We start from the raw sequence: 17774 nt of genomic DNA on the forward strand, positions 1-17774 counted from the left end.
AAAGTTCAACAGGGGCGAAGGGCAACGCCGGATTCAAACCGGACAAGTTAAACTCGACCGGCGGGTTAAGCCCGATTCTGCTCTCCGTGCCGCAATGCGAAGACTGCCACATGCAGCGCGATAAGTTGATTTCGAATGTTCAAGACAAGACGCTTCTTGCCTTGCAGTTCTTTGACATCGTGAATGTATTCTTCCTGAAAACGCCAGCCCATGGTCTGCGTTCGTTGGACGTCGTCCCATGGCGGTCCTTGCCGCTGCACCTGGAAGTAAACCCAGTTGCCACCTTGCGGCAGGACGCGCGGCGGCTGCGCGACGGGACGCAAGCGAACCCCTGGCATGTTATTGCGGAAGAGCGTTTCGACCTGTTCGCCGCTACCAAACACCCAGTGGAAGCCCTGGGTTACCAGTTGGTAGGTATCTTCCTTCGAGATGCTCACCCCCTCGAAACCGATGTACCACTCCCAGCTCGGGTCGAACCACTTCGGATCCAATTGGACATGCATCGACTGGCCGCTTCCCAGGAAGAAGCGATGTTCGTATGTCGCGTCGATGCGACCTTCGCTCAAGCGGCGAATTTCGTTGTAGGCCCACTGGAAGATCTCGGCCAGATTCTCGTGGTCATACTTCGGAATCGTTTCGACGCGTCGCTGCTTGTCGTCGAAGATCGCCAACTGGCCGACGATTCGGCAAAGGGTTGTATAGACCGTTAACGGATGGATCCCATCGCTGAACCCCAGCACTCGCAGCTCGGCGTAGGCTTCGTTCAAGGTTCGCAGGCGCATCATCTTTTCGAGATCGCCGATCTCGCGTGGATCCCAGGTAATGTTCTGGTTCAAGATGTCGTTGCGGAAGCGTTCGATGCGTTCGCCTATCAAATCGAACGTTCGCCGGACGATGCCGGTCCCCAGCGGCGTCCAGGCTTCAATTGCCAGGCAAGGTGGGCAATAGTTCGGATCGATGCGCGGCGTTCCGTCAGCTTCGTTGCGAATGATCTGGCAGATCGGCAGCAAGTCGTAGCCTGAAAGTTCATCGGTCGACAGCAGGATGCGAATGTTCAGTTCGCGGTACGAAACCTCTTGAGGGTTTCCGCCGCGGTTCTCTTCTTCGTCCTCGCGCGAGAATTCGTAGTAGCGTGTCTGGGAAGATTGAGAATCGCGAGCCGTGTTCTCGTGCCCGAGTTTGACGCGAGGGACTGCCAGATAGACTCGAATGACTTCGTTTTCGAGGAAGATCTCTTTCAGGTTCTGCAGCCCCTGAAGACCTTGCCGCAGATCGACGCGGTCCATCTGGTCGTTGCCGCCGATCGAGATGATCGTGCCATCCCGCATCCGGGCTTCGCAGTGCGAGACTTCAATCTGGAAATTAGCGATTGCCTGGTCACTGATTTCGATCGAGCGAATCCCATAGGCATACGGGATCAGGTCCCGGAAAGAGTTTTCGAGGAACTCGTACCAGTGGCGATCCTGGGCTTGGAAATGGTGGGGCCGAAGAAACATCCCTTCCGACCAATGGATGGGTGGGTTCTTCATGCAAAATTCCTATTCCACGTGCCAGTCAGGTTTCAGGGAAGAGACGCGATGAGATCCTCAGCGTTGCTGAGCCCTAAGAACGCGGAAAGAGCGTACGAACCAGTCCGTTTGTTCTGGCCTGCTCTCCTTTGCCTAAGATCCCTATCGTTCAACGTTCCCCCGAACTTGAACTGAAGGTTATTGCTGAGAGACCATCCGGCCACCGCGCGCGACAGCGACCTGAAAAATGGGAGCCCCTCCGTGTATGCCACGTGTAAGAATACCATCCCTAGGGGGAATCTCAAGTAGCAAGCAGGCAACCGGTTACGTCCAGACTCGGAGGAATGGCGGAGCAAGGTAAAGCGTGCCGATCAGCCATTCTTCGTAAGCAAGCATCGCCTGCTTAAATCCCCTGGTGGGCGGCCAGGAAGCTCCCCTCCAGGCCTGCTATCAGCCGTTTGACCTGGGCCGGCGATTGGGCATAAAGCAGCTGATTCACTTCCAGCTCGATTCCGACGTACTCCCCTGGCCCGAAGCTTTTCCGCAACGTCGTCGTGTGGCCGTCCGTGATTCCACGGTAAGGATAGTTCATCCGGACCCGGCACTCCGGTAGCGTCTCGCGTAACGTTTCCTTCCAGCGAGCCGCCAGCGCTCGCTCGGGCTCGCGTTGGGGATCGTACAGCAGACCGATCTCGGCATTGCGAACTTCCCCGTTCAGTTCCGGCGTAAAGCTGTGAAACGAAAGGTGCCACACCTGTTGCTTCTGTTGGACGTGCTGGGTCACCCAATCGAGCACCTGCCGACGGAACGGCCGATACCACTTTTCCAGGATCTCGTCTCGCTCCTTGTCGCTGGGCGGAGGCACGAGGCTGGACATCAATGCCGGGTTCCATTCCGACCGGTTCAAGTCGACCAGCAGGCGGGTCGTCTCGCTGAAAAACAGTTGGACGTCGGCAGCTTGGGCGAAGGCCCTCGCTGTCTTCAAAGCACCCGGGTCCCAGCCACGATGTGTCTTCAAGAGGTCGTGGTGATCCGCAAACCGCGCAGCGAACTTCCGCGGAACCTGGTTACCGCCATGTTCGCAGGTGAAGAGCAAGACGCGGGTTGAAGATTGTTTCATGACAATTCGTGTTGAGCGATCGGGCAGCGTTAGTCCAGCCCGCGGAACGAGCGGCCTTCCTGGAGGCAACTGCACAGTTCGCGGTAAACTGGTAACAGCCGACTCTCGAACTTGCCATGCAGTGTCCGCACGATGCGATGGGCCAAGGTTCCTTCTTCGAGGATGACCTGCAAGGCATCGGCCAGTGGCGTTTCTTCTACCGGAAACTGATCGGCCAACGATCGCCACAACTGGTTGGCGGTACAGGTCCCTTCCGTCCAGCCGAAGTGCTGCAGGTAGTCGGGATCGACAATCACCGTTTCGTCGGCGTCGTCGATCACGTTCAGGAAGATCTCTTTCAGTCGCTTCGTTTCTGCCAGTTGCTGATGGGAAGTCGAGCTCCATTTCTCTTCGGTCAATGCCTTGGCCACGTTAGCCACCAATTGGCAGATCGCCACGTCGGCCGCTGGATGCTCTTGCACGTCCATCACGCGGATTTCGATCGTGTTTCGCATGAAACGAGCGATCGCACCACGACTGTTGGCCCATTCGTGCCGCAGTACGCCCGGCAAGTCGAGCGGAGCCATCGCGTCGTAGATCGGCTGCAGGATCTGCTCTTCGTAATCCTTCCGCGTGAAAACTGCTTCAGGAATAACATGCCCGGCGACCTGAGGGATTCGGTCGGCATTGTGGCGATACGTTTCCAGGCGATGATCCAGGTGCGGCGTCATCTGGCGTTCGCAAACCGGACTGCTGGCGGTCAGGGCCGGCAAGATCGGTAACAGCAGACGGATAGCCGCATGCAATCGGCCGAACTCTTCGTCCGTCGCGAAAGGCAAGTTCAAGTGGCAGCTTTGCAGATTGGCCCAACCGTGACCAGTGCAGTTGAAAATGACGTTGAACGCTTCGTAGACTTCATTGTAGCCATGAGGCCACAGCTTCATTTCCAGTTCTGGACGCATCCAGGGATGCATGGCACTGGGCATCAACACGGCACCAATCTGGCCGAGCGAGGAGTTGATCTCGTTCACGTTCGCCTGGAATTTCTGGGCCAGGCCGGCAAAGCTGGGGGCTGGACCATTGGTTTTTAGTTCGACGACGTGGGCGGCCAATTCGTTCGACCAGGCGATATCGCCATGCTCGACTTCTTCACTCGGCTGCCCCTCTTCATCGCGCAAGACCTGGTCGGCAATCGGGGCGACATCGAGCGACGTATCGTGAACAATCATGTACTCGACTTCGACTCCAAATGCTTCAAACAGCGAAATGGAATTGCTTTCGGATTCAGTCGATTCAGCCAGCATGGCTTGGGTTTGCCTTGATGAAAATTGGAAAGGTTAGGACCTGGGCGAAGGCGGAAGCTACTCGACGCCTGCTTTCTTTTGTTCGATGCGTTTCACGAAGACCGATACCATTCGGCGGTAAAGCTCTTCCTTTAATACGGCGTCTTCACAGCCGGAGTTGATATTCGGGTTATCATTGACTTCGATCACCGAGAACTTGCCGTCTGACTCTTTGACGTCGACGCCATACAGCCCATCGCCAATCAAATTGGCCGCCTTCAAGGCAATCTGAACTGCCTTCCGCGGAGCGAGTTCCACCGGCAAGGTCTCCAGCTTGCCGTAACGGCCCCGAGTCGTGTTCTCGTGACGAATGATCTGCCAGTGGCCGCGTGCCATGTAGTATTTGCAGGCGTACAGCGGCTGACCGTCGAAGATGCCGATGCGCCAGTCGAAGTCGGTTGGCAGAAACTCCTGAGCGATGATCAGTTCCGAATCGGCGAAGAACTCTTTCAACTTCTGATCGAGTTCGGCCGGGTCTTTCACCTTGACCACCCCCAACGAAAATGCGCTGTCAGGTCGCTTCAATACGCACGGAAAACCTAACTGTTCGGCCAGTGTATCGGCGTTGTCGCGATGAACGACGACAGTCTTCGGTACCGGGATCTTGTGCCGCGTCAGCAGTTCGGCCAGGTACACCTTGTTGGTGCACAGCAAGATCGACGTCGGGTCGTCGATCACCACCAAACCTTCGGCTGCTGCCCGGCGAGCGAAGCGGTAGGTATAGTGATTAACCGCCGTCGTATCGCGAATAAATAGGGCATCGAACTCTGCTAGACGGCCATAGTCTTCTCGAGAGATGTACTCAGTCGAAATACCTTGCTGGGCAGCCGCCTTGGCGAACTTTTGCAATGCGACTTCGTCGGATGGCGGCTCTGGATCGTCAGCGTTTCGCAGGATTGCCATATCGAAGCGAGTCTTCTTCACCTTGGCAACACTTCGCCGCTTCGAGAAATGTTCGAGCGATGTTTCCACGATGAACGGCCAATGTGCTTCCGGCACGTCCGCCGCCGAGATCCCACCGACACTGGTCAGCTGCCAGCGGTTCTTTTCGAGCATGAACTTGGCCCGCATTAACGGAGCCTGAAACAGACTGAACAGCCGCCAGGCCAACGAGTCGTAGCGTTTGGCCATGTTCTTGCCAAAGTAGATACTCAGCGTGAACTTCTTCGACTTGATCGGGGCCAACGACTTCTGAATCAGTTCGTCGAGGTCCTCGGTAATCAGGCGAATGATGCTGCGGGTCTTCCAGTCTTGCATTGCCCCGACACTCGGCACCGGGCGATGGCCACGGGCTTCGGCCAGCAGCGAGACATAGTAGCCGACGCTTTGGTAGCGATAGGTCTCGCACAGGTTAAAGACCTTAGCGCCACGGATCTCACTGAACTGAGGCTGCGTGATATAGGCCTTCGGGTCGACCACCGTAACCGATGGGTTATCGGCAGGCCAGCGATCGGTTTGGTCGGTCACAATGAGAATTGCCATAATGCTTATTTCAATGCGTCGGGGAGGGACGCGAGTTTCGATGATTGGGGGTGGAAGCGGCGTGTCGATCCACAGAAACGCCGGCCCGCAGACATTTCGACCGCGGGCCGAAAGCGATGGAGAGGAATTCAAGGCGTCATGAAGCGGATCTGCCCCCTGCGTTGCCGCCGACCTTTTTCGGTTCGATGACCAGCAGGTTGGAATCGTAGGTCAGAATGCCTAGCAGAATCGAACACACCAGGCGGTCAAAGCTGACCGGATAGTGATGCATCTCGCCCAGTGGGTTGGGCAGATAGGGATCGGCCACATAGACCCGATCCTGATTTTCATTCATGCCGTACAAAACGACAAAGTGCCCCTGAGGAAGTCCCCGGACATCGTCAGGAATGTTCTTCAATCCATGCTCACGCGGACCACCGTACAAGTAGGTCGAGCTGAGACCGGTGAGGATCGGGATCGACTGATGCAGGAAGCGGCTGATCAACATCGCGTTCAAGTCACGCATCTTGATCTTGCCTCCCAGTTGCAGGAACTCGACATAGGCCTGGCTGGCCAGGTGGAGTTTCGACTGGGGTTTGACCTGCATCTGCGATTCGAGCCGCTCGACCAGGTCGTAGCTGCGGCTAAACCAGATCGGATCGAAGACCTCGAGATTGTAGGTGTAGATCGTGGTACTGAAGCCGCGACGGAGGGCATCAATGCCCAGCATTACACCCAAGGTGCCGCCCTGTTCCAGGGTCGGAACTTCCGAGATCAGATGGTGTAGATCGAGGTTGAGGCCAAAGTACTGATAAACGGCGTGCAGGCTCGTCGGCCCACAGGTCGTATCATCCGGCTGAGGCAGGATCTCGAAGTCGAAAGGATTGGCCATCCCAGGACAGCTAACCAGGAGCCGCGCCGGGGCAGACCTTGGGGTAAGTATTCAGGTCTGGTATGCCTCGAGCAAGCGTTTGGGAATTGTAGGTTCGGTCGGCGTTTCGCAGCAAGGTCCGTTCTCAGAAAATTACGTTTTGCGGACAGCCGTCGGGCGACCTATCAATCATTGGCTATGAGCCGCCCTGGAAAACAATCGCCACCGGTTAAACCAGTTTGGCAAAGAAGTAGATTCCAACCACCGGCAGGACAGTGAAGATGCCGAACACGATCCGCATCGTCAGGATCGACTTCACACCCACAATTTCTCGGACTTTGACAAACGCTCGACTGGTTAGCACGCTTTGCGGAGCAAAGGCATAGCCCCCGGCAGCACAGGCGATGTACCACATCCAGGACGACATCAGCCAGAAAATCCAACGCTCGTTCTTGGGCATCCCATCGTGACGCTCCGGCCAGGTCAATGAAGTCTGATAGCAGATCGTGGCCAAAATAATCGCCAGAAGCAGCGCGGCGACGATCACCCCAGGGACATAGAACTTGGCAAACATCGAGCTCGCCGAATTCGCCGGCTGGGTTTCCGCACCCACGCGAACGCCGATCTGCATGGCGATTCGCTGCAGGCCTTGCTTGATCATTGTCTTGCTGCTGCCACCGAACGCTCCCATGTGGAAGTTTCGCGAGATCTCGAATGGTTTGGCAGGTCGCTTCCCCTGGCGGATCTCGCCTTTGACGGTCACTTTTGCCTGGCCAGCCAGAAACGGCAACAAGTATCGCAAAGCCTGATTGCCGTCTTCAACCTCGGCGATCTCGGCCTCGATCTGCTGCGCTGCAGCCCCCTCGACCACCTGCAAACCTTGCTCGCGGCAATAATTGACCAACTCTTGATGCAGCATCAGCGAGACCTCTTTGGGGGTCAGCACGCTGCAATGAAAGCGGGACATACGGATTGGAAAGGGGCGAATCTGGATCGTGTTGCCTGAGACCGCTGGTTCGCTCGAACCAAAATCGACCGGAGATTTGAAGGGATTGTCGATGTCCACAAACGGATTCCTAAGCTGGCATGCCGGGAGATGACGAGCCCACCCACAAGGGTGCCCACCAAAAGAATTGGCAGTTTAACGAGCAACATGCTGGAAGTCATCTGGATTCCAGAGAATTCGTCGACGATGGCTCCTCGGTTTCCCACTTCGCGGATGCCCACTGCCACCCTGGGTTTTTGGCGGGAAAGCTCCTAAAATACCCCTTCCTGAAACCCTGCAAATCCATGACGTAGAGCAACATGCCTCGACCTGCTTCCCGACTAGTTTGGCTTCGCTATGCGATTGCGGTCGTGGTTTGCCTAGGCATGGGGGCTTTGCTGTCCTGGCCGGCGTTCGAGATGCTTTGGCTTTCCGGCTCGGACGAAGACTTCGTGAGCCGCCAGAACCGCTTGGATCAGATCCAGTGGATCCAGACGGTGCTGATCGCTGGCTTCCTATACACATGGTTCTTTTTCTTCGGAGCTACGGTCGGCAGCTTTTTGAACGTGGTCATCTGGCGGATGCCACGTGGCGAAACGGTCGTGACCCGGCCTTCGCGTTGCCCCTTCTGCAGCACGAAGCTGGCCTGGAACGACAACGTTCCGGTCCTCGGATGGTTGATGCTGGGTGGCCGCTGCCGAACTTGCCGCTTACCAATTTCCCCTCGCTATCCCCTGGTGGAAGCCGCGATGGGGCTGATCTTCCTGGTCCTGCTGCAAACTGAAGTGCTGCAAGGAGGAAGCAATCTCCCAGGGCATGCCGCGATCGCGTTGAGCTATGCCCGGGCCATGCTGGAATTGAAGTTCGAGATGCTTTCGATCTACGCGTTCCATTGCTACTTCTTCAGCTTGATGATGTGCTGGGCTTTGATCGCGTGGGATCGCAGCCGCATGCCGCTTACCTTAAACGTGGTCGCCTACGGCGTCGGTTTCTTCGCACCACTGATCTGGCCGGAACTATACCCGGTGGCCTGGAGCGATTCGACCTTCGATTCATTTCACGATGCCGCGCGTCTGTCGGTGTTTCTGACAGCCATCTGCGGAATCGTCGCCGGAACGATCGGCGGTGCCGTGCTGCGGCTGGCCCTTCCCAAACCCGAGCGCACCGACGCTTCGCACCGTCTGGGGATCCCGATCATGCTGGTCGCGGTTGGGCTCTATTTCGGCTGGCAGGCAGTCTTGGCGGTCGCAGCCATGTCGCTGGCGATTGCGATTCTGTTAACACCTCTGCAGAAGGCTCGCCAACGAGTCGACTTCGCCGGCAGCCTCGAGATCGCCCTTTTGGTGGCCAGCGTCGTATTCGTGCTGAGCTGGAAGTTCTGGATCGCGACAGTCGGCCTGGGTCAACTGATCCCAAACTGCGTCGTGCTGGCTGTGTCTGTTCTGCTTTGGTTTATCCTGCGAAAACTAACGTGGCAAGCGGAAGTCGATTTGGCGCGATTTCAGCGTCCCCTCGGGGAGAAATCGGCCACTTCGCCCGATTTGCAACTCCTTGCCTCATCCGGCACAATCTCAGAGAATACCCATTAGAAGATGCATTTTGGGCCCAGCCAGGGCCGCCTGATCCTGGAACCAAGTCCAGGGAGAAGTGAAATGAGCCTAACTATTATGCGGCGCATCAAGTTCTGCGCCGGACATCGACTTTACAAGCATGGCGGGAAGTGCGAGTTCTTCCATGGCCATAACTACATTGCCGACTTCCATGTCCAAGGGGACGAAGTCGACAGCGTTGGTCGCGTGATCGATTTCGCCGAGCTGAAACGGCTGTTCAAAGGCTGGATCGACGAGCACTGGGACCACGCGTTCATCTTGAACGAAGAAGACGACAACGGCATCAACGCCCTCAAGCAGGTCGTCCCGTGCAAGATGTACATCATGCCGGCCAACCCAACCGCCGAAAGCATGGCGACTTATCTCCTGGAGAAGGTCTGCCCGAAACTGCTGAAGGGAACCGGCGTGACCTGCAGCAAGGTTGCCATCTGGGAAACCGAAGATAGCTTTGCCGAGGCCAGCATCGACACCAGCGGTGCCATTCAAACCGTGGCGGAACTCTCGGAACCGATGGTCTCGTAGGCCATAGCAGGAAGATAGCAACGTGCCGAACTCTTTCGACAAGAATGCTCCCGCCAAGATCGGGATTGTGACGGTCTCGGACCGAGCCTCACGTGGTGAATACGAAGACCGCGGGGGCCCGGCGATTCATGAATACTTGAGCGAAGTGCTGACCTCGCCCTGGGAACCGGTTGCCAAGGTTATTCCCGACGATCGCGACACGCTTGCACGCACGCTGATCAGCCTGGCCGACGACATGCGCTGCTGCCTGATCATCACGACCGGCGGCACCGGCCCGGCCATTCGCGACATCACGCCAGACATTACCGAGCAGGTCTGCGAAAAGATGATGCCCGGCTTCGGCGAACTGATGCGAAAAGTCAGCCTCGAGAAAGTCCCCACGGCGATCCTCTCGCGTCAGACCGCCGGCATCCGGACCGGCTCGCTGATCATCAATCTGCCAGGCCAGCCAAAAGCAATCGGCGAATGCCTCGACGCCGTCTTCCCAGCGATCCCGTACTGCATCGATCTGCTGGAAGGCCCTTACCTGACGACCAATCCCGAACGCATCGAGGCGTTTCGGCCGAAGAAGAAGTAGCGTTTCCTCGCGAAATGAACGAACACAAAAAAAGGCATGTCCCGCAGGACATGCCTTTTTGATTTCTTGGAGCACGCAGTCGATGGCCTACATCGGCTGGGCGCCGAGCGTTCCGATCTGCGACTGGATGTAATCGGCCGCCTGGAGACGCTTGAGCTCTTGTTCGACGTACTGCTGACGACGCTTCAGCTCTTCGCGAGTGTCCTGCTCGATGTAAACCGAGTCAACCAGGAAGTTCTTCAGCGAATCCATGTGACGTTGCCACAGCTCGATATCACGCTGCTGCTTGGTCGTCAGGCGTTCCATGTACCAATCGCTCTTCAGCAGCGATTCGCGGGTAAACATCGCTCGGAATTCTGGATCCTGAGCCGTTTTCCCTTCATAGCTACCTTCCGCCATGATCGTCAACAAAGCCTTCAGCGGCGGGCATGCTTCTTCGATCGAACCGTCGTCGAGGTAACGCTGGGCTACCCGCTGCTGCACTTCGGCGATGTGCTTGATGCCATCGACGTAGGCTTCCATGCTTTGCGTTTCTGGCTTCAGGATCGACTCGTCGAAGACCGACAGTGGATAGTCGAACACGCGGCCGAAGAACATTCGCACGAAGGCCCGGGTAATGCGGTACCCCAGGCGGCTGCCAGGGATCTGCTCCCCTTCGTGTTCGAAGTCTTGCACCTTCTCCAACATGCGATTGCGAATCAGGAATTCGGGATCGCGTTCTTCCGGGGTCAGGCGACACCAGACTTCTGGAATCAACAGGCTGACGTCGTGATCGACACGAACATTCGGTCCAATGTGACCAGCGGCAGTCGAGAAGCCACCCAGTCCGGTCAAAATGTAACCGACCAAGGCCTGGTTCAAGTCGGCCGTTGGACGCAAGCAATTGAATGGCCCCTTCGTCAACGCACCTTCGCTACCAGCACCGGTGGTCGATGGGCTCTTGCCGGTCAGCGACGCGACGAAGTCCATGAACAGTTCCGGCAGTTCCTGATAATGGATCGGGCCAAAAACGGCCAGACCCCGAATCCCCGCTTCCTTGTCTGGCGGATTGTTCCGACGACCGCAAAGCACAGCTCCAACTGGCTGATAGAGGGCCTGTTCCGGCTTCAGCTTACGATACAAACGAGCCCCCATCTCACCGACGTACTTCGGCAATGGGTTTTCCAGGTCGGGACGAATCTGCAGGTAACGTGGGTTCTTGGTCGGTACCCCGTTCACCAGCCGCGGATTGGCCGAACTGACGACGTACTCGTCCTCCGAACCAAGGAATGCTCCGAGGAAGTCTTCCATGGGCTGCGTGAACGAGTCGAAGTCGACCGCGTGAGTCGCCATCTGATCGACGTAGTCCTTGGTCAACGGCTCGAAGTTCGAGATGAAGTTGCTCGGCTTGGCTAGGTCGCTTTCGGTCTTGCGATCGAACCCGCGATGAATGGCATCGTCAGGACGCTGGAACAAGCGGGCTTCGCAGTTAATCGTGAACTTAGACGACGTCGCTCCTGTGTCTACGAACGAGTCCAGCATCGCATTGGGAACGATCACCGAGGCACTAATGTCGTCTTCGGTCTGAACCTTGTCCGACGGCATGAAGTCCTGTCGCAGCTTATACGTTCGCCAACGATTGTCTTTGTTGAAACCAACTCGCAGGTAGGTACCGACCAGCTTTCGATCAAGCACTTTCAGTTCGTGCCCTGGCACACCGTTGACGATGTCGACACCGAAGTAGTCACGCCAGTTATCGCCCCATTCCGGCAACATCAGTCGCTTAATGATGAAAGCGATCGAAGTGATGTGATGCGGAATGCTGTTCAGCCATTCGTTGTAGGCTTCGGTATAGTCGATCGACGGCGTCAATAGCTTGATCACACTACCGAGCGTACGTTCCGGGGCAAGCACCGGACGCGATGGCGTGCTCGAATAGTCAGGTCGCTTGTTCGAATCCGCTTTCCAGCGATCGGAGTAATCTTTCTGGAAGATCTCGTCGACGGCGTCGAGATCTTTCTCGATATCGGAAACAAAGATCGGGCCATACAGCGTATAGTCGGTCAGCGACTTGCTGATTTCGCTCTTACCGCCGCCACTCACCGTGCATGGCTTGTGACAGAAGACACCTTCCGCGGCCGAACCAACCAGACGCCAGCTTGGGGCGGCCGGGTGCTTTTCCATGCGGATTTTGTAGCCCGATGGTGCGATGTAATACTGATTCGGCAGCAGCGGCAACGAGTGTTCTTCGCCATCGCGTGTCCATTTGATGCACTGCTCGAGCATCGTGGCCCGGGCATCTTCCGGAATGTAGAACACCTCCGGATGACGCTTGTCGATACCGTACCCTTCCGGCTGGAAGTCGATCCACTCGCCGTAGTCGTTCTTCACGTCGTCGATCGTACGGCCGTTGTACTTCTGGCTGTTGACTTTGAACTCGTCACCCAGATTCCAACTGGTGTAGGCAATACAGCCACCAGCGTGTTCTTCTTCGGTGTTGCCGTACAAGTTCGCGGCGTAGCTGATCTGCGTTTTGACTTCTTTCTTACAGTAACCGTAGTAGTTGTCGGCGATCAGCGTCACCACCACGCCACTGGCATCGCGGCAGGTCAATTTGAACGCCATGCCGTCGTTGTACAGTTCCCCTTCTTCCTTCCAGCACATCGAGTCCTGGCGCTGGCGAGCGGTAGCCACATCCCAATGCGGCAGGCCCAGTTCCTTCTTGGTATACGAACCCAAGTGTGGCGCCAAAATCACGCAACCGGTATGCCCCGTCCAATGCTCGACGTCGAGGGCAGCGTTGTTCTTCGAGATGTAAGGATCGCCGGCGTTGCCGAAAATCGATTCGACAAAGTCCAAGTTGCTGACCAACTGCCCCGGCACGAAGAAGCGAACTTCCATCGACTTCTCAGGAGTCACACCGGGAACTTCCGGGCAGACAACCGGGCGCAGCAGCAGCGAAACAATGCTATGAGCCGGCGTTTCATTGTCCGAGGTGAACGGCAGCAGCGTGTCCTTTTCGGGTGGATTCACCGCGATCTGGAACATCTTCATGAACACTTCGCGCGGCACAAGACGTTTGTCGCCGGCCACGGGCAAGCCACCATCGGTCACGTGGAAAGTGCCCTTGGTCGTCCGTCGATCGTGGCGTGGGTTATGCAGCACACCGTTGGCAATTCGGTACGATTCGACCAGTTCGCTTTTGAACTCGTTGCGATTGACCGGCAGCGACAACTCGCGAGCAACGCCGTGACGTTCCAGGGTGAACGCCTTGCGGGGCAACCGCAGTGGCTCGGTCGGCTTCAGGTCTTGGAAATATCGCTCTAGAAACGCTTCGATACGTTGGTCGATCGGGGCTGGCCGATCGTAGAGCATCCGGGTTTTTTCGTGGTAATTCGCCAGCAAGCCCTTCGCCAAACCAATGAACTCGACGTCACTCGCATCGAGTGCCGGAGCCAATTCGTTGGCGATAAGTTGCAAGTTGATGTAGCGGATGAGTTCCTGTCGTTCCGACTTCAGATCGACGGCTTCACCGGGCTGACGAACGCCAAGAGATTCTCGAAGGTCCATGAGTTAGGCACCACGTACTGGGATCTTGAATGGTCGCTAGTTGGTGTGAATCGTACAGCACAAAGTGGGACCGGTCACGGGTTCCCACTCCATTGGATTTAGCAATGGAAAACGATTCCGCCTTAGCCTTAAATTAAAGGAAGAGGTTTCGTTTGCTGCGAAAATTTTTTCTGACCACCTACACGGAAGTCAGGAGATCAGCGCGAGTTAGGCACCCCAAACGGACTAATCCGCATCGGGAAGAAAGGCTTTGCTGACGCACCCATGATGTGCCTGCGAAACGGTCGCGGCGAAGTCGGCGAGATACCCTCGCGTGCGCGGGATCTCAGGCGCGTTCCACTTTCGACGACGCTCTGCCAGAAGGGCATCGTCAACGTGCAATGTGAGATCGCCTGCGACCAGGTCGAACGAGATCTCGTCGCCATCTTCGACCAAAGCAATCGGCCCGCCCACGGCAGCTTCCGGCGAGCAGTGCACACCGATCGCTCCGTGCGAAACTCCCGAGACGCGCGTATCCGATAGAAACGCGACCTTACCATCCAGCTTGGGAACCGCCAGCGCGGCGGTCGCCACCAAGACTTCCGGCATGCCGGAGGCCATCGGGCCGAGGTAACGCAGCACGATCACCGTGCCAGGCTGAATTTCATCACGTTCGACCGCTTCGACAATCTTGCGAGGATCGTCAAAGCAAATCGCTTTGCCGCGGAAGGTGGGCTCTTTCATGCTGCTCACCTTGAACACGATTCCGCCTGGCGCCAGGTTACCAAAGCAGATCTGCATGTCGGCATACGGCTTGAACGGCTTTTCGACCGGGACGATCAAGTCTTGATCCCAGGTCACGTCTGGCACATCGGCCAGGTTCTCGGCCATTGTCTTGCCGGTGACCGTGATACAGTCACCGTCGAGCATTCCTTGCTGCAGCAGATACTTCAAGAAGATCGGCGTTCCGCCCAACTTGAACAGGTCGAACATCGTTCGCTTGCCGCGCGGTGCAAAGCTACACAGCACAGGCGTTTCCCGGCAGATTCGCTGAATGTCTTGCAAATGGAAATCGACGTGGGCTTCGCGAGCCAACGCCAGCAGATGCAACACGCCATTGGTCGAACCACCCATCGCCGCAACCGCACGGGTCGCGTTCAACATCGAAGCACGCGTGACAATATCACGGGGACGGATGTCTTCCGCGAGAAGCCGCTTGACCAACACGCCAACCCCTTCGCACTCGGCGATCTTCGACGGGTCGTCCGCTGGGTTGCTACTGGAATAAGGAGCCGACAGTCCCATCGCTTCCAGCGCGATACCCCAGGTATTGAACGAGGCCGCGATGCCACAGCCGCCAGGCCCAGGGCATGCAGTGCGCAGAATCTGGTCCGCTTCGTCATGCGTCATCGCACCGACACTCGCCGCGGCCTGTGAATCGTAGACATCCAGAATCGACGTATCTTGTCCACGATGACAACCTGGCTTGATGCTGCCGCCGTTGACGATCAGGCCTGGGTAATTCAATCGAGCCAACGCCATCGCGAAGCCAGGACCATTCTTGTCGCAGTTGTGCATGCCGATCAGAAAGTCGTATCCATGGGCACTGGTCACGCATTCGGCCGCGTTGGCAATCATGTTGCGCGACGGAAGACTTGCGTTGCCTCCCTCTTGCCCTTGGGTGATGTTGTCGCTGACCGCCGGCGTGCCGAACGGAAACCCGATGAGCCCTTCCTTCTCGCAGCCTTGCTTCAGCAGCGTAGCCAGGCGATAGGCATGAACGTTACACAGATTCCCTTCCAGCAGCGGGACCCCAATCCCAACTTGCGGCTTATGGAAGTCATCTTCCTGAAAGTTCAGTCCGTAATAGAAAGCAGTAACGCCACGTTGCCAGCCTTGGGTCAGATTGCGGCTATTCCAATTAAGAGGTCGGTCCATGAGAGGCATTCACCTGGGCGAGGCATGAAGGGAAAGGATGCTGCTGGGTAGTATGGCGCCACCAGCGGCCCGACTCAAGCGACCTAAGACCGGAGCAAGAAAACAAGAACGCCGGCCGCTTTGGGGGGGCGCGGCCGGCGTCATGCTCATCCAAGGAAATGCACGAGGGATGTTGTCTTAGCTGTTCTTCACCTCAATCTTGCGAGGCTTGGCCTGTTCCGATTTCGGAATCGAGACCGAGAGGACGCCATTCTTGAAGCTGGCGGTGACGTTGTCTTCGTCAACCGGAACTCCCAGTTTCAGTTCGCGTTGGAACTTGCCGTAAACATGTTCGACACGATGCCAACGACGATCGTCCGATTGCTCTTCGGTCTTGCGTTCGCCGGAGATCGTCAGCTTGCCGTCGTGCAGTTCGACATTGACGTCTTCGGCCCCCAGACCTGGCAGTTCCAGATCGATCTGATAGGCACCTTCCGATTCCGAGATGTTCATCGCCGGCAGCCATGCGCCGGACGCACTTTGGCGGACCGGACGGAAAAACGATTCAAACAGGTTGTCCATCTCGCTGTGCCAATTGGTCAGCGGGTGGCTCTTCGATTCTGATTGTGCAGGAGTACGGACCATTTTGATCAACCTTTCCATAATAAGTCCTACAGAAGTTGAAACAAAACCGCGTAAAGTTACTCGAATTTGCAAACCCGATTTTCAGTCGGTTTAAATACCTCATCCCAGAGGCGAATGGCTAAATTGCAAGAGGCGCGCCAATTCACGTTTTTCGAACCAGCAGTTGCCCGAACCCCTTCCTTTTCAATGGTTTTGGCCGAGAAGAAAACGGAAAGGCTGGCAGAAAGATGAGTGCTGGCACGCTGCCAAAATGGCAAGGGGTGTCATTTCGACAGGAGGCGAAGCGGTCCGAAGCCACCATCATGGCCACGTCATCTGCGAGCCATCACACCCCCCAATAGCGCCCCACAGGCCCAACGCGAGGCGATCGTCTCGGCTTGGTTACAAGTTGGAGCTTTTCCATCAGCGACTCTTGACGATGCGTAGTCACTCCCTTAAAACGGGATGCAATTGAGACTCAGTTTCACTTTGTCTAGCAGCAAACTGGCCTCTCTTCAGCCAGCGATCGCCTTTTGCGATGCCAGCCACCCGGATCTCGGAGGATACGCCTCTGAGTCATAACCCCTTTCCTGGTTGGCACTTACAAAAGGTTTTATACGATGTCCGCTCGTACATCGCGTTCTGCATTTACCCTGGTCGAACTGTTGGTGGTGATCGCCATTATCGGCATCTTGATCGCCCTGCTCCTCCCCGCGGTCCAACAAGCCCGCGAAGCAGCCCGCCGCATGAGCTGCTCGAACAATCTGAAACAGATTGGCGTGGCGATGCATAACTTCCACGATACGTTCGGGTTCTTCCCTTACGCATTTCGAGATCGACTGGAAGGCGACGACACTGCGGCGCAGCAACCAGGATGGATTCCGTTGATGCCTTTCATCGAACAGGATGCAATCGCCAGTCGCTGGGATCCAGCCGAAGCACGCAACAGCACGACGGATGCGGACGGTGACGGCTGGACCAATGCGTTGTTGCAGCAGGAAATCATTCCAACCTATTACTGCCCAACGATGACCATGCCCACCGGGCCGTTAGGCTCCGAGAATCGAGCACCCGCGAGTTACCTGTTCTCGACTGACAGTGACACCACCGATCCTTTCAGCGACTTCCTGTACGGCTCGTCAACGATGGCTGATGGCGCAATCATCCCTATCAAGACGTTTGTCGATACCGATAACCCACCTGGCCCCCTCCATCGCAAGCCAACTAGCTTCCGCGACATCACCGACGGAACGTCCAACACGTTCATGGTCGGTGAAACGGACTTCACTCCGATGGGCGTTCCTTCGACTTCCTACGGTGCGATCTGGTCCTATGGTTACTATTGCTGGGGCTCTGGTCAGTGGCCGCTCAACAAGCATGATCACACATCGACTGCGTACTGTGCTTTCCGCAGCCAGCACCCTGGTGGAGCGCAATTCCTGAAAGTCGATGGCTCGGCCCGATTCGTCGGAGAAACGATCGACAATACTACATATCGTTCCATCATCACTCGCGCAGGCGGCGAAGTCGCTACCCTCGACTAAACCCATATTCTTTCGACAGACTCCTTTGGTGACGTGTAGGTGTTTCTTTTCCACCGCCAAAGGATGTTGATACCGACTAACTTCAATACGAGATGAATTAGAATGCGAGCATTTTCTTACTGGATGCTATGTATGGTGCTTCTCTCGATTTTGGCATGCAGCCCAGTCGCGAAAGAGACCGCCAA

The 17774-nt window shown here is 56.5% G+C and carries 13 protein-coding genes; 4 read left to right on the top strand and 9 right to left on the bottom strand.

Features of this window, described 5'->3' with window-relative positions; all coding sequences use genetic code 11:
- Positions 1–65: 65 nt before the first annotated feature.
- From tssK to ABD890_RS08610, 6 genes are all read right to left on the bottom strand, one after another.
- Positions 66–1529, bottom strand: a complete 1464-nt coding sequence (gene tssK, locus ABD890_RS08585) for a type VI secretion system baseplate subunit TssK (RefSeq protein ID WP_345087871.1) — start codon at positions 1527–1529, stop codon at positions 66–68.
- A 382-nt stretch (positions 1530–1911) separates the two neighbouring features.
- Positions 1912–2628: an N-formylglutamate amidohydrolase gene (locus tag ABD890_RS08590; protein WP_345087873.1), complete on the bottom strand. Its 717-nt coding sequence runs from the start codon at positions 2626–2628 to the stop codon at positions 1912–1914.
- Positions 2629–2657: 29 nt separating this feature from the next.
- On the bottom strand, positions 2658–3911 hold the full coding sequence (locus ABD890_RS08595; protein WP_345087875.1) for a carboxylate-amine ligase: 1254 nt from the start codon (positions 3909–3911) through the stop codon (positions 2658–2660).
- A 57-nt stretch (positions 3912–3968) separates the two neighbouring features.
- A complete protein-coding gene (locus ABD890_RS08600) occupies positions 3969–5432 on the bottom strand; it encodes a RimK family protein (RefSeq protein ID WP_345087877.1) in 1464 nt (487 codons plus the stop codon).
- Positions 5433–5568: 136 nt separating this feature from the next.
- Positions 5569–6303: a hypothetical protein gene (locus tag ABD890_RS08605; RefSeq protein ID WP_345087879.1), complete on the bottom strand. Its 735-nt coding sequence runs from the start codon at positions 6301–6303 to the stop codon at positions 5569–5571.
- A gap of 208 nt (positions 6304–6511) precedes the next feature.
- A complete protein-coding gene (locus tag ABD890_RS08610) occupies positions 6512–7348 on the bottom strand; it encodes a DUF4410 domain-containing protein (RefSeq protein ID WP_345087881.1) in 837 nt (278 codons plus the stop codon).
- 239 nt (positions 7349–7587) lie between these two features.
- Here ABD890_RS08610 and ABD890_RS08615 point away from each other — a divergent pair, with 239 nt between their 5' ends.
- The 3 genes from ABD890_RS08615 (at position 7588) to mog (ending at position 9976) form a co-directional block, all read left to right on the top strand.
- Positions 7588–8856 carry an A24 family peptidase gene (locus tag ABD890_RS08615; RefSeq protein ID WP_345087883.1) on the top strand — a complete coding sequence of 423 codons (1269 nt, stop codon included), beginning with the start codon at positions 7588–7590 and terminating at the stop codon, positions 8854–8856.
- Between the two features lie 63 nt (positions 8857–8919).
- Positions 8920–9399 carry a 6-pyruvoyl trahydropterin synthase family protein gene (locus tag ABD890_RS08620; RefSeq protein ID WP_345087885.1) on the top strand — a complete coding sequence of 160 codons (480 nt, stop codon included), beginning with the start codon at positions 8920–8922 and terminating at the stop codon, positions 9397–9399.
- Between the two features lie 22 nt (positions 9400–9421).
- Positions 9422–9976 carry a molybdopterin adenylyltransferase gene (mog, locus tag ABD890_RS08625; protein WP_345087888.1) on the top strand — a complete coding sequence of 185 codons (555 nt, stop codon included), beginning with the start codon at positions 9422–9424 and terminating at the stop codon, positions 9974–9976.
- Between the two features lie 87 nt (positions 9977–10063).
- Here the strand turns inward: mog and ABD890_RS08630 are convergent, their stop codons facing one another.
- From ABD890_RS08630 to ABD890_RS08640, 3 genes are all read right to left on the bottom strand, one after another.
- Positions 10064–13525 carry a PPi-type phosphoenolpyruvate carboxykinase family protein gene (locus ABD890_RS08630; RefSeq protein WP_345087890.1) on the bottom strand — a complete coding sequence of 1154 codons (3462 nt, stop codon included), beginning with the start codon at positions 13523–13525 and terminating at the stop codon, positions 10064–10066.
- Between the two features lie 225 nt (positions 13526–13750).
- Positions 13751–15442 carry a dihydroxy-acid dehydratase gene (ilvD, locus tag ABD890_RS08635; protein WP_345087892.1) on the bottom strand — a complete coding sequence of 564 codons (1692 nt, stop codon included), beginning with the start codon at positions 15440–15442 and terminating at the stop codon, positions 13751–13753.
- Between the two features lie 177 nt (positions 15443–15619).
- Positions 15620–16066: an Hsp20/alpha crystallin family protein gene (locus tag ABD890_RS08640; protein ID WP_345087894.1), complete on the bottom strand. Its 447-nt coding sequence runs from the start codon at positions 16064–16066 to the stop codon at positions 15620–15622.
- Positions 16067–16665: 599 nt separating this feature from the next.
- Between ABD890_RS08640 and ABD890_RS08645 the strand changes: the two genes are divergently transcribed.
- Positions 16666–17589 carry a DUF1559 domain-containing protein gene (locus ABD890_RS08645; protein ID WP_345087896.1) on the top strand — a complete coding sequence of 308 codons (924 nt, stop codon included), beginning with the start codon at positions 16666–16668 and terminating at the stop codon, positions 17587–17589.
- Positions 17590–17774: the final 185 nt, after the last annotated feature.

This window comes from Bremerella cremea, from assembly GCF_039541315.1.
Classification (GTDB): Bacteria; Planctomycetota; Planctomycetia; order Pirellulales; family Pirellulaceae; genus Bremerella; species Bremerella cremea.